The organism is Marinomonas sp. KMM3893 (assembly GCF_004352855.1).
GTDB classification, from domain to species: Bacteria; Pseudomonadota; Gammaproteobacteria; order Pseudomonadales; family Marinomonadaceae; genus Marinomonas; species Marinomonas arenicola.
Map to the genome: position 1 here is coordinate 246196 of NZ_SJSC01000003.1, position 11833 is coordinate 258028.

General features: G+C 47.8%; 13 protein-coding genes. 5 read left to right on the top strand and 8 right to left on the bottom strand.

The window, feature by feature from the left end; genetic code table 11:
* Positions 1 to 132 precede the first annotated feature (132 nt).
* Both E0D71_RS09055 and E0D71_RS09060 read left to right on the top strand, forming a co-directional pair.
* Positions 133 to 672, top strand: a complete 540-nt coding sequence (locus tag E0D71_RS09055) for a GNAT family protein (RefSeq protein ID WP_133002983.1) — start codon at positions 133 to 135, stop codon at positions 670 to 672.
* A gap of 26 nt (positions 673 to 698) precedes the next feature.
* A complete protein-coding gene (locus E0D71_RS09060; protein ID WP_133002984.1) occupies positions 699 to 1241 on the top strand; it encodes an isochorismatase family protein in 543 nt (180 codons plus the stop codon).
* 90 nt (positions 1242 to 1331) lie between these two features.
* Here E0D71_RS09060 and E0D71_RS09065 read toward each other — a convergent pair whose 3' ends face one another.
* The 3 genes from E0D71_RS09065 to E0D71_RS09075 form a co-directional block, all read right to left on the bottom strand.
* Entirely contained in the window at positions 1332 to 2120 is a 789-nt protein-coding gene (locus E0D71_RS09065) for an SHOCT domain-containing protein (RefSeq protein WP_133002985.1), read from the bottom strand.
* A gap of 248 nt (positions 2121 to 2368) precedes the next feature.
* Complete coding sequence (locus E0D71_RS09070) at positions 2369 to 3205, bottom strand: EamA family transporter (RefSeq protein WP_133002986.1); 837 nt, start codon at positions 3203 to 3205, stop codon at positions 2369 to 2371.
* 240 nt (positions 3206 to 3445) lie between these two features.
* Positions 3446 to 4345, bottom strand: coding sequence for a homocysteine S-methyltransferase family protein (locus E0D71_RS09075; protein WP_133002987.1), 900 nt, complete (start codon positions 4343 to 4345; stop codon positions 3446 to 3448).
* Between the two features lie 225 nt (positions 4346 to 4570).
* Here E0D71_RS09075 and E0D71_RS09080 point away from each other — a divergent pair, with 225 nt between their 5' ends.
* Complete coding sequence (locus tag E0D71_RS09080; protein WP_133002988.1) at positions 4571 to 5428, top strand: crotonase/enoyl-CoA hydratase family protein; 858 nt, start codon at positions 4571 to 4573, stop codon at positions 5426 to 5428.
* A 10-nt stretch (positions 5429 to 5438) separates the two neighbouring features.
* Here the strand turns inward: E0D71_RS09080 and E0D71_RS09085 are convergent, their stop codons facing one another.
* Positions 5439 to 6344, bottom strand: coding sequence for a pseudouridine synthase (locus tag E0D71_RS09085; RefSeq protein ID WP_133002989.1), 906 nt, complete (start codon positions 6342 to 6344; stop codon positions 5439 to 5441).
* Between the two features lie 139 nt (positions 6345 to 6483).
* Between E0D71_RS09085 and E0D71_RS09090 the strand changes: the two genes are divergently transcribed.
* On the top strand, positions 6484 to 7065 hold the full coding sequence (locus E0D71_RS09090; protein ID WP_133002990.1) for a 3'-5' exonuclease: 582 nt from the start codon (positions 6484 to 6486) through the stop codon (positions 7063 to 7065).
* Positions 7066 to 7129: 64 nt separating this feature from the next.
* Here E0D71_RS09090 and E0D71_RS09095 read toward each other — a convergent pair whose 3' ends face one another.
* Positions 7130 to 8497, bottom strand: a complete 1368-nt coding sequence (locus E0D71_RS09095; RefSeq protein WP_133002991.1) for a D-serine ammonia-lyase — start codon at positions 8495 to 8497, stop codon at positions 7130 to 7132.
* 67 nt (positions 8498 to 8564) lie between these two features.
* A complete protein-coding gene (locus tag E0D71_RS09100) occupies positions 8565 to 9911 on the bottom strand; it encodes an anti-phage deoxyguanosine triphosphatase (protein ID WP_133002992.1) in 1347 nt (448 codons plus the stop codon).
* Positions 9912 to 10022: 111 nt separating this feature from the next.
* Here E0D71_RS09100 and E0D71_RS09105 point away from each other — a divergent pair, with 111 nt between their 5' ends.
* On the top strand, positions 10023 to 10313 hold the full coding sequence (locus E0D71_RS09105; RefSeq protein ID WP_133002993.1) for a LysR family transcriptional regulator: 291 nt from the start codon (positions 10023 to 10025) through the stop codon (positions 10311 to 10313).
* 34 nt (positions 10314 to 10347) lie between these two features.
* Here the strand turns inward: E0D71_RS09105 and E0D71_RS09110 are convergent, their stop codons facing one another.
* Both E0D71_RS09110 and E0D71_RS09115 read right to left on the bottom strand, forming a co-directional pair.
* Positions 10348 to 11082 carry a phosphoadenylyl-sulfate reductase gene (locus tag E0D71_RS09110; RefSeq protein WP_133002994.1) on the bottom strand — a complete coding sequence of 245 codons (735 nt, stop codon included), beginning with the start codon at positions 11080 to 11082 and terminating at the stop codon, positions 10348 to 10350.
* A gap of 95 nt (positions 11083 to 11177) precedes the next feature.
* Positions 11178 to 11828, bottom strand: coding sequence for a CoA pyrophosphatase (locus E0D71_RS09115; protein ID WP_133002995.1), 651 nt, complete (start codon positions 11826 to 11828; stop codon positions 11178 to 11180).
* Positions 11829 to 11833: the final 5 nt, after the last annotated feature.

Below are 11833 nucleotides of genomic sequence, written 5' to 3' on the forward strand. Positions count from 1 at the left end.
TATTACTCTCCTAATTATTCTCTAGCTTTTCATCGGTGTCGTTTTAAAATGATTCGTACTGTCTTTGAGTGTCGCAAAACGCAGAAAGACTAACTGATTTATTGCAAAGCTTGCCTAACGTAATAGGAAATTATGTTTACATTGGAGGTTGAAAAAGGCTTAAAACTGGCTCTGGTTCACCGCACATTCGCGCCCTTATATTTTGATATTGTGACGAGAGAGCGTGACTATTTGGGGGAATGGTTGGCTTGGCCGCCACAGGCTCATGATGACGGTTTTTTTCTGAATTTTATTAGTCGCTCTTTGCGCGACTACGCCGATGGAAAATCACTGGTTTGTGCAATGTTTTATAATGAAACCTTAGTGGGTAATATCAGCTTTAACAGCATCGATCATGATCTGAAAAAGGTGGAGATTGGTTACTGGCTAAGCGCTAATTATCAAGGTAAAGGGATTGTCTCTAAATGCGTTACTAAACTAATAACGATGGCCTTTACTGACCTCGATATGGAGAAAGTGCAAATATCAGCGGCGGTAGACAATCGGCCCAGTCGCCGAGTGTGTGAACGTTTAGGTTTCAAGCTTGAAGGTATGATTACACGAGCCGAAAACGTGAATGGTCGAGTGCTTGATCATGCTGTGTATGGATTACAGCGTGCAGATTGGCGTTAGGTTTGGTCAATATTTAGGAGGTGTTCATGTTAGCAAAAGACACGACGGGCCTTATCGTGGTGGATATTCAAGGTAAGCTTGCTCGCCTAGTTCACGACAGTGAATCCTTTATTTCCCATTGCGAAAAGCTGATTAAGGCTGCCCAGACGCTCGCTCTCCCGATTATTTACCTTGAACAAAATCCGGATAAATTAGGCTCGACGATAGAAGAAGTTCACTCGTTACTTGCCCCATTGGAGGCAATCGAAAAGTTTACCTTCAATGCTTGTGAAGCAACCGAGTTTCGCGCAGCGGTGCAGGCAGAATCACAGGTAACCACTTGGTTAGTATGTGGCATTGAGGCGCACATATGCGTTTATCAAACCGCCATTGGCTTGTTGGATCGTGGTTACGATGTGCACTTGGTCAGTGATTGTGTTTCTTCCCGAACGCAGACCAATAAGCAACTTGGGATAACCGCACTGATGAATAAAGGGGTGGCGATAACGGGCTTGGAAATGTGTCTGTACGAACTGGTAAAAGACTGCAGAGCTCCGGAGTTTCGTTCCATTCTCGGCTTAATTCGATAAGGTCTTACGACACGCATGAGAGAGTGTGAAACCACTCCCGCTGATTGAAAACTCAATGGGCGGGAGTGGTTTCGTATCTCTTAATAGCGACTAGATACGATTAAGCAGTTCTGTCTTTTTCGAGTTGTATTCGTTTTCGGAGATGGCGCCAGCGTCTTTTAATTTGGCCAGCTTCTCGATGATTTGTAAGGTCTCATCAATCGATGTACTACTCGGAAGGCTGGTGTTGCTTTGTGGAGCATTATTGGTTTGGCTGCTTGTTTGGTTGTTGTTCGCCTGCGCATAGCTATTCTGTGTCGGTTCGGCGAAATTACGCTGTGGTGCAGGCGCTATGCCTACTCCTGACACTATGGGCAAGCTATTGACCGCGATGGTGCCGTATTGGCTGCTGAAGGTGAGAGATGAGTCGCCACCTTGTTGCTGGCTAACGCCGCCAATATTGTTGTCCAGTGTGTTGTAAACGGTGACTTGGCCATTGAGCTCCACCGCCAAACGGTTGGGAAAGACTGCGTAGCGAATATTGTTTTGTGCGCCACTGCTAAACGGCTGACCTAAATCGCCTGGCCACCATTGGTTGCTACCGGGCGTGCCTTTTGGAATAGGAACAAACACTTGAAAGTTGACTAGGCCATTGGCCAATTCGTTACAAAGGTTGTCTACGGTGTTTTTCAAACCATAATTGAACATGTCGCCTACCATGGTCATGCCACCGCGCATCCATTGACCGCCGCCGCCTAACTCTGGGCAATTGAATTGTGCCATGCTACCAGCCCCGTTATTGACGGCGATCAGCATGTGCATCACCGCATCGAAACTCAGGTTGTACTTACGGCTAAGGTTATTAACTAATTGTTGTCCGTCTTGCGTTAAATTTTGCATATATGGCTCTTTTAATTAAGTTAAAAAACGGCGCGCTGTTTGGCTTTTTTGAGGTTGGCAGGTTCCGTGGAGTCGCTAGTCTACCATAGGGACGAGAGATTAAATGTGACACAATTGCTTGTTTTTTGATCTGTTATCGGTGGCGCTTAAATAAAGAAGGGATTCATCGGCGCCCGCTCTGTTTTTTTGTTTGAAAAATGAGAGCGGGCAAGGCCTCAAAGAGGGAGGCGAGCGCGACAAGCAGTGACTTATGATTTTTTAGTAAGGCTTGCACCAATGCAGGCTAGACTGATCGCCACAATGCCCAGCCACTGCAATGCGCTTAGTTGCTCGTTAAGAATGATGGCGCCAGCAATGGCGCTAACCGCAGGCGATGCGCTCATTAAAACCCCAAAAATACTTCTTGGCAGCCGTTTTAGCGCGTACATATCGAGCAAGAAAGGGATGGCGCTGGATAGCAAGGCAATGATTAAACCAAGCATAAGAACATTTGGAGTAAAGAGAGAGAGTCCCGCTTGAACTGTGCCAATAGGCACCATAAACAGCGCGGCGATCAGCATCCCCGTTGCCACACCTTTACTGCCAATTTGTGAGACTGTGCTTGCCGTCTTGATGTACAAACCCCAGCAGATGGCCGCCAATACGGCGTAAATCACACCGGTTATATTTAACGTGGTATCGGTTTGATTAAATGGCAGTAACAGCACACCAATCAATGCACAGAATATCCAGATAATGTCCGTTCTACGTTTAGTAGAAAGCAATGAAATACCAAGCGGCCCCAGCACCTCTATGGAAATGGCGATGCCGACAGGGATGTACAGAAATGCGCGATAAATTAATAGGTTCATGAGTCCAATCATGGCGCCGTAGATCACAATGCTCGGCCATTGAGACACGCTGAGCCTGACTTTCCATGGCTGAAAAAGGACAACAAAAAGGAGTGCGCTGATGCCGATACGCAATGCGGCGACGCCATCGGTGCCGACGAGAGGGAAAATGGTTTTCGCAAAGGCGGCGCCAACCTGTAAAGACAGCAACGAAGCAAAGGCGGCAATCATCGGAAATTGAGTTGAAGGTATCATGGGTACTGCTCATCCATCGAGTCATTAAGGGCGTGTTTTGTCATCGCTGATGTTGTGATTATTGGCCACGCCAGTCACATTATGCCTTACGAGCTCACCGCCTGAATATCTATATCATTGGCTATCTTGGTCTTGAAGCGGGTCCATGCTTGTTGGACAGCGTCTTGCTGAGAGGCTTTGCCATTGCTGCCTCTTTGCTAGTGATCAAACTCAATAGCAAAGAGGCGTCTAACCATGGTGTTAGTTGTTTATGCTCTTTTGCCATTGGCTTAATAGAGCAATGTGTTCAGGCCCAATGCCGCAGCAGCCGCCGATAATACGAGCGCCAAGCTGATACCAGTGTTTGGCAAACGCGAGATATTCCTCAGGCGATAACTCACGGTAGTCTTGTATGCTGTCGTTGGCTTGGTGGTCTTTCGATATGGGGGTAAAGCTATTGGCGTAAGCGCCAATATCAATGGAGCGATTGTGTGTCGCCAATGCCTCTGTGGTGTCACGAATGGCTTGTGCCATGGCTTCAGGGATGGAGCAGTTGAAGAAAATGCCCGCTATGTTTTGCGAGAGAATGGCCTCAATGGCTTGGCTCACAGGTTCACCTGAGCGTAACTTGGCCGATGAGCTCACCTCATCGCTCAATGTAAAGGCGTAATAGCAAGGCTTGGTTGAGCCTTTTAGCACATTGGCCGCGATAAGGCCTTCTTCAATGCTGGCGATGGTTTCAACAAGCCAAAGATCCACATGATCGTCCTGTGCCTGCATCAAGTCATTTAAAATGTCGAATGCACGGTTACTATCGAATAAATCAGGACGGTAGGAACCAAACGGAGGTGGTAACGACCCTGCGACCAATACGTTTTGTTTCGCCTTGTCGGCGGCTTCTTTCGCTAGGGCGGCGGCGTATGTGGCTAAAGCGCAGCCACGTTCTTGATAAAGCGCTTCACCAAGGTGAAATGGCACACAGGCATAGCTATTGGCGGTAATGATGTTGGCGCCGGCGGCAATAAATTCTTGGTGTGCTTGCGTCACATAATGAGGGGCTTCTATCAGAGAAGCGGCGCTCCACCATGGTTGTGAAAAAGGCGCGCCCATGCGCTTAAGCTGACGGCCCATGCCGCCATCGAGTATGGTTAGATTTTTCATTGTAGAGGTCTTGTGTCGGCCCAAATTAAGAGGAGGCAATTCAACCATAATTTGCCGCAAATGATAATGAAACTTCGTCCGGATGAGGATGAGAAAAGTTCAGCGCCGGAGGGTGGTGTGCAAGCGACTTGATTCTAACGGTCAAAGCTTGCTAATTTGATGTGTCTTGGTTGTTTAATAGGCAATGGCCTAACTTATAAAAATGATAAATAAAGGGTGAGAGTCATGGCTGTTTTAGAGCGAAAATTCACGTGTTTTGAGGTCAATATTAAAGACCATATTGCGCACATTCAGATGTCTCGTCCAAATGAGCTGAACACCATGAATAAGGCGTTCTGGCAAGAGCTTCCCCGTTTGGTGAAAGCGTTAGACGATGAGGCGCTGGCGCGAGTGATTGTTATTTCATCGACCGGAAAACACTTCAGTGCCGGTATGGATCTTGGTGTGTTTATGGGAGGCGATGCGGTTCCCTTGACGGGCGACCCTGGCCGAATGGCGGAAAATTTACGGCGTGTGGTGATGCAGCTTCAAGCGAGTTTGTCTGCGCTTGAAGAGATACGCATTCCTGTTTTGGTGGCGATTCATGGGGGCTGTATTGGTGGTGCTTTGGATTTGGTGTGTGCAGCAGACTGTCGTTATGCCACAGAGGATGCTTTTTTTACCATTAAAGAAACAGAACTTGGGATGACCGCGGATGTTGGTACCTTGCAGCGCTTTCCGGCCTTAGCCCCGCCGGGATTGGTGCGTGAATTGGCCTATACGGGACGTAAGTTTAGTGCCCAAGAAGCCAAAGAAATGGGCTTGATCAATGCCGTTTACCCCGATCACGAAAGCTTGATTGAAGAGGTGTTGGAGGTGGCAAAATTGATCGCGAGGAACTCGCCTTTGGCGGTAGCTGGTTGCAAAGAGATGATTAACTACAGCCGCGATCACAGTGTGGAAGACAGTTTAAAATACATGGCGACTTGGCAAGCGGGCATGTTTAGACCCAATGATATGGTAAAAAGCTTTGCCGCCAAGCAGCAGAAAACTCAGGCTAAGTTTGACGATATTTGGCCGCAGAAACCGCTCTTTGAGAAATAGCTTAAGCACATTATTGGCGGTTAGGGGGAGCTAGTGTGAGTTGCCCCTGATAACAGAAGTGTCTTGGTTGCTGCGTAAGAGGGTCGATAAACTGGATCTCTTTGGCGAGCAGTTGCAATGGCGTCGTATAGTTGTCCGCACTGAGCGGCTGTAACTCAGGGTAATACTTGTCATGCAAAATCGGCCAGCCTAGCGTTTGCATGTGAACCCGCAGCTGGTGGGTGCGACCGGTGACAGGGTGTAATTCAAACAAGGCTTGCTGGGTGGTTTGTTGTAGGCAGCGAATCACCGAGCGACTGTTGGCTTCGCCCTCAACCACCTGCATCCGAAAGCGTGGCTCGCTGGGCTCTATGCGATTGTTCATTACCCATTCTTGGCCTACAAGGCATTCGTCGCTGTGAATATTGGCAACGGCCTGATAGGTCTTATGAATCTGTTGGGTTTTGAATAGCTGATGATAAGGGTGGCGAGAGTCCGGGTTGATCGAGAAAATCACCAAGCCGGCCGTGACTCTGTCCAAGCGATGAAGGGCTTGTAGTGTGTGAATGCCAGTGCGGCGACGTAAGCGATTTTGCAGACACTCATTCACAAATTGGCCACCAGGGGTAACGGCCAAGAAATGCGGTTTATAAGCCACCAAAAGATGTTCGTCTTGAAAAACAATGGTTTCTTGAAACGGGATCTGAGGTTCATTGTCTACTTCTCGATAATAATACACCCTTTGCTGTGGCTGAAATCGAGTTGTTGCACTAATCAAGCTACCATCATGCCAATGTACCTTACCTGCCGCCATGCGCCGTCGCCACGTTTGTTCGTCAATATAAGGGAATTTAATGATCAGGTAGTCCAGCACAGTAACGACGCCGGGGTTGGTCTGAGGTAAACTCAGCTTTGAAGGGTATTCAGACATTGCCATACAGTGGTCAGACCTTAAGCGACAGCACAGATTAAGTGGCTGACTATAACATGGTCACCTTGTTGCGACTGTGTTATCAGATGGCGGATGTTGTTTATTATTGAGCACAAATCCAAATGCATAACGAAAGAGAGCCAATATGGAACGTCCAACTAAGGAACAGATCAAAGCCTTGCCTTTTTATATTGGCTTGGGGTTGTCGGATATTAAAATCATTGAAAACGCCCAAGACGCTGACCAAGCGTTGAACGCATTAGCAAATGAAACTTGCCTTGGTTTTGACACAGAAACAAAGCCCATCTTTCGTAAGGGAGAAGAAAGCCCAGGGCCTGCGTTAATTCAGTTAGCAACGGAATCTTGCGCATATTTGTTTCCAACACGGTTTCCATTTGCCGTCGACGCCGCTAGGGTGTTGTTGAGTAATGAAGGCATTCAAAAAGTCGGTTTCGGCATCAAAGACGACAACAAGGCGTTGCGCAACAAACTTGATATAGAGATTGCGAATACGCAAGACCTGTCGGTCATATTGAAGAACAAGGTGGGCGAGAAAAACACCATTGGTGCCCGCGCGGCGGTGGCCATGGTGCTTAAGTTGTGCCTCAGAAAAGGCGCCCAAATTTCAAATTGGGGCGCTTACCCGCTGAAGACAAGTCAAATTTTGTATGCTGCGAATGACGCGCATTCTGCTATTTGTGTGGCTAAGGCGCTGGGCAATAAGTGACCGCCTGAGTCGCTCCTTTTTCATGGCTGCCTTTATAAAGAGAAACCGCTTTTCAGCGGTTACCTCATTTCGTTGTTTTCGCGCTCTCATTACGCGTTTTTTCATCAAGCGCCTTGGCTAAATACGACGCCATTTCCTCTTTTGGTACCATGCCGCCGCCTGTGGCCCATATAAGGTGAGTTGCGTTGCGCATTGTTGCATCGTCCAGTGCAAAACGATGTCGATAGTCCGCGTCGTTTGATACCAGAATCGGCCCCATTATGCCCGCCAAAGCAGAGGGTTCCAATTGAATGTTTTCGAGTGCATCCATGTCGCCTAAATGTCGATACATGCGCTCATCGGATAGGGTGTAATAACCGTCGAGTAGGCGTTCCATTGCACGTCCGACAAACCCAGAAGCACGACCCACCGCCAAACCGTCTGCTGCGGTGATGTTATCTATGCCAAGGTCTTGCACTGAAATCTGGTCATGCAGTCCGGTGTGCACTCCAAGCATCATGCAAGGGGAGTGAGTTGGTTCGGCAAAAAGGCAATGGACGTGATCGCCAAACGCCATCTTTAGACCAAAGGCCACGCCACCAGGGCCGCCGCCAACACCGCAAGGTAAATAGACAAACAGTGGATGATGCTCGTCTACTGTGATGCCTTGCTGGTCAAACTGCTTTTTTAAACGCTCTCCTGCGACCGCGTAACCTAGAAACAAGGTGTGTGAATTCTCATCATCAATAAAGAAACAGGAGGGATCATTTTCGGCTTCTTGACGGCCTTGCTCCACGGCCACGCCATAGTCTTGGAGGTACTCAACGACGGTGACACCGTGTTCTCGTAGCTTGTCTTTTTTCCATTGGCGAGCGTCGGCCGACATATGCACCGCCACCGAAAAGCCCAATTTAGCGCTCATTATGCCGATCGACATACCCAAATTTCCTGTCGATCCCACCGCAATGCTGTGTTGCTGGAAGAAGTGTCTAAACTCAGGGGAAGCCAGCTTACGGTAATCGTCTGACACGGACAGCAAGCCCGCCTTAATGGCTAATTGCTCGGCGTGGGTTAGGACTTCATAAATGCCTCCGCGGGCTTTTATGGAACCGGAAATCGGCAAGTGACTGTCTTTTTTTAGTCGCAACGAGCCGCTGATGGCGGTTTGGTATTCTTCTTCAAGCTTGGCTTTCATGGCGGTGATTTCGATCACGTCAGATTCAATGATGCCATGACTTTCTGCGGTTTCTGGGAAGACCTGGGCCAAATAGGGAGCGAATCGAGCCAATCTGTCGCTGGCTTCTTGGATGTCTTGTGCACTGAGGCCAACATAAGGTAAAGCGTCTTTCAGGCTGGTGACATTGGGGTTAAACCAATGGGTTTCTTGCAAGTGGATGAGTTGCTCAAGCAATGGAAATTGGCGAATCAGTTGTTGTCTATCAATGGTGTTCATTTTAAAGGCCTAGATAAAAAGAACCCACTTTCTTATAAGCCATAAGAAAGTGGGTTGATGGCTTGCGTTACATGGGTTCGAAAACAGAGCCTAAACTGGGGACAAACAGCTTGTTGTACATGCGGCTGGCGTAATCATCGGTCATGGAAGCCATGTAATCACAGATAATACGCAGCCCGTCATGGCCCTCGTTAATGCTTTTTTGCCATTCGTTGGCAATTTCTCTCGGCAGCAGGCGGCTTGGGTCTGCGGCGAGGGCTTCAAACATTTCCAGTAGCATTTGCTGGCCCTTATAGACCAGCATTTGCACTTCTGGGCGCTGAATAATGTGCGCCATTTCAAAGTTTTTCAAGAGCGATAATGCTTGGCGTTGGCTGTCTGGAAGCGTGACTTGAAAGCGCAATAGTGGATGTTCAAAGCGCTTGTCTTCAACCACTTGGCACGCGGTGATAAACCAACTGACTAGGCTGCCAATGGCTTCTTTGCGTAAATGACTTTGGCGGCTAAAAAGCTGAGTTTTAATGGTGTCTAGGTTGTCGCTCAAAAAGGACGATGGGAGGTTAGCCAGTTGCGGTTCTAGGTGTTCTGACCACATTTCTCTAGTGACCATGCCCAAGACGATGGCGTCTTCTAGATCATGTACCCCATAGGCAATGTCGTCGGCCAAATCCATGATGCTGGTATCAAAGCTTGAATGGCTCGATTTTCCATGGCTCTCTGGCGTAGCGCGAGTGGTGTGTTGCAAAGCGACCTTATCGGTCTCACTAAAGGGCGCGAGTACCCAATCTAAGAGTGTTTGCTCTTCTTGATAGACGCATTTAGGTGGTGCCCAATGGCTGGCTTTAAATTGTCTAAAGCGTGCAGGCTTCGCTGGGTAAGTGCCGACCACATCATGGTGTAAAACGGGGTATTTTAAAATACCCAATAAAGTGCGACGGGTCACATCCATGCCGTATGTTGGCGAATAGGAGCCGCGCTTGCCTAAGATGCGTAGGGACTGAGCATTGCCTTCAAAGCCCCCATTTTTGTTCATCATGTAGTTGAGTGCTACTTCACCACCATGGCCAAAAGGTGGGTGGCCTATGTCGTGGCTCAGGCAAACGGTTTCGATTAAAGCGGCATCGGCGAGCCATTTTTGAAAAGGCGCATCCGGTGAAGCACTGTGCTTTAACTGGTGCACTAGGCCATTGCCAATTTGCGCCACTTCCAATGAATGGGTCAGGCGTGTTCGGCTGTAGTCGTTTTGGCGGATGGCCAGTATTTGGGTTTTAGACTGCAAGCGACGAAACGCCGCGCTATGAATAATACGCGCCCGATCTCGTTGATAGGGCGTACGGTAGTCATTTTCACGAGATTGTTGGTGACCGGATTGCCTCTCGTGCCAAGGCATCATCTCATCTTGCTCTATCGTCATGCTCATACTCTACGTATGTAAGGAATTATCAGTCTTTCATTAAAACACGACTTAGGTCAATGTGCCCACGAAAAGGCTTCGTCATAATGTCCCTAACTATAAGGAATCGTTATGTTAAATACGCATCATCTAATCACGTTTAAAACATTGGTTGAGACGGGAAACTTCACACAAACCGCTCAGCAGTTAGGATTGACTCAGCCAGCGGTGAGCCAGCATATCAAAAAGTTAGAGCAAGGGCTGGGCGCAACATTGGTGATTCGGCACGGTAGAACGACCGAATTGACGTGTGCGGGCGAAGTCCTGCTTAAGCACATTTTGAATTTGGAAGTGTGCTATGAGCGTTTTATGGAGAAGTGGCAACAAGAGGTCGTACAAGAGAGAGATCAACAGGCGGGATAATCCAGCCTGTTGATCGGCTTAATGGATACTGTGTTTATTGCTGAGCAGTAGGGATCAAGTTGCCAATGTGTAGGCCACATTCTTTGTGCTCAGATTCTTCCCACCACCAACGACCTTCGCGTTCATGCTGGTTAGGCAGCACAGCACGGGTACAAGGTTCGCAACCAATGCTGACAAAGCCTTTTGAATGCAATTCATTGTATGGCACATCAAACATCTTAATGTAGTTCCAGACGTCTTCAGAAGACCAGTTCGCCAATGGGTTGAATTTATACAGTGTTTTCTCATCGGAGCTAAACGCTGAGTCGACTTCTGCAAATGCCAATACATTTCGAGTGCCTGGGCTTTGGTCTTTACGTTGGCCTGTGATCCATGCATCCAGCGTCGCAAGTTTGCGTTTTAATGGCTGAACTTTACGAATGCCGCAGCACTCTTTATGGCCGTCTTCAAAAAAGCTAAATAAGCCTTTTTCACGAGTGAAGTTTTCAAGCGCTTCGTTATTTGGGGACAGAATGTCGATTTCAATATTGTAGTGTTTGCGAACTTGGTCAATGAAACGGTATGTTTCTGCGTGCAAACGGCCAGTATCTAGGGAGAAAACTTTCACATTCTTATTGGCTTTGACGGCCATATCAATCAATACAACATCTTCTGCGCCACTGAATGAAATGGCGATGTTGTCGAATTCTTTCATGGCGTTATGAATGATTTTTTGCGCTTCGTCTTCAACGTTATTAGCAACGAAAGACGTTAAGTCGAAAGTAGACATAGTCTGTTTTACCACTATCTAAATTTATGTTGGCTGTACCATAACAATTTGCGCCAGCGATGCAAAAGACGAAAGCACACTAACCTTATAATGGCTTAGCGTATATGGTTGGATAGGGTCTGATAAAGGCCGTACAAAATGCCCGCTGTGACGCCCCAAATGCGAATTCCCTGGTAGTTTATTTCAAAATACCCTCGTGCAACCGTCCCCAATTGTTTGGTCTTAAACTGGTAATTACCAGGGTCTAATAAATAATCTAAGGGCACCCAATGGACCGATTTTACCTCATCTTCACACAAGCTCATTTCGCTAAAGCGGGTCATTTCAGCAATGATGGGTTTGATGCAATAACCAGAAATTGTACAGTATTCGCCGAGCTCACCAATCAGATCAAAACAGTCTGGCGCCAAGCCGACTTCCTCAAGCGTTTCTCTTAACGCCGTGTATTGAATACTGGCATCGTCGGGGTCATGTTTACCACCTGGGAACGATATTTGCCCTGGGTGATTGCGCATGTGTAAGGCACGCTTGGTCACCAGCACATTGAGTTGATCGTCTTCGGGTGAACGCCAAATAGGAATCAATACCGCCGCAGAGCGGTATTTTAATTTGTAGGCGCTAGGAGACAGGTCTTTATCTGGGTTGTAAATAGGGTGTACTTCTTGTGTCGTGTCTAGCGCAGCGCGTATCTCATCTAAGTTGGTTGAGATAGGAGGAGCGTTTAAAAACTGCACAATGTCGGACATACTAC

What these genes read in the sequence shown, in the direction of transcription:
- E0D71_RS09115 (WP_133002995.1), bottom strand. Translation starts at nt 11,828, where the DNA reads ATGTCCGACATTGTGCAGTTTTTAAACGCTCCTCCTATCTCAACCAAC.
- E0D71_RS09060 (WP_133002984.1), top strand. Translation starts at nt 699, where the DNA reads ATGTTAGCAAAAGACACGACGGGCCTTATCGTGGTGGATATTCAAGGT.
- E0D71_RS09105 (WP_133002993.1), top strand. Translation starts at nt 10,023, where the DNA reads ATGTTAAATACGCATCATCTAATCACGTTTAAAACATTGGTTGAGACG.
- E0D71_RS09070 (WP_133002986.1), bottom strand. Translation starts at nt 3,205, where the DNA reads ATGATACCTTCAACTCAATTTCCGATGATTGCCGCCTTTGCTTCGTTG.
- E0D71_RS09055 (WP_133002983.1), top strand. Translation starts at nt 133, where the DNA reads ATGTTTACATTGGAGGTTGAAAAAGGCTTAAAACTGGCTCTGGTTCAC.
- E0D71_RS09100 (WP_133002992.1), bottom strand. Translation starts at nt 9,911, where the DNA reads ATGACGATAGAGCAAGATGAGATGATGCCTTGGCACGAGAGGCAATCC.
- E0D71_RS09065 (WP_133002985.1), bottom strand. Translation starts at nt 2,120, where the DNA reads ATGCAAAATTTAACGCAAGACGGACAACAATTAGTTAATAACCTTAGC.
- E0D71_RS09080 (WP_133002988.1), top strand. Translation starts at nt 4,571, where the DNA reads ATGGCTGTTTTAGAGCGAAAATTCACGTGTTTTGAGGTCAATATTAAA.
- E0D71_RS09075 (WP_133002987.1), bottom strand. Translation starts at nt 4,345, where the DNA reads ATGAAAAATCTAACCATACTCGATGGCGGCATGGGCCGTCAGCTTAAG.
- E0D71_RS09085 (WP_133002989.1), bottom strand. Translation starts at nt 6,344, where the DNA reads ATGGCAATGTCTGAATACCCTTCAAAGCTGAGTTTACCTCAGACCAAC.
- E0D71_RS09090 (WP_133002990.1), top strand. Translation starts at nt 6,484, where the DNA reads ATGGAACGTCCAACTAAGGAACAGATCAAAGCCTTGCCTTTTTATATT.
- E0D71_RS09095 (WP_133002991.1), bottom strand. Translation starts at nt 8,497, where the DNA reads ATGAACACCATTGATAGACAACAACTGATTCGCCAATTTCCATTGCTT.
- E0D71_RS09110 (WP_133002994.1), bottom strand. Translation starts at nt 11,082, where the DNA reads ATGTCTACTTTCGACTTAACGTCTTTCGTTGCTAATAACGTTGAAGAC.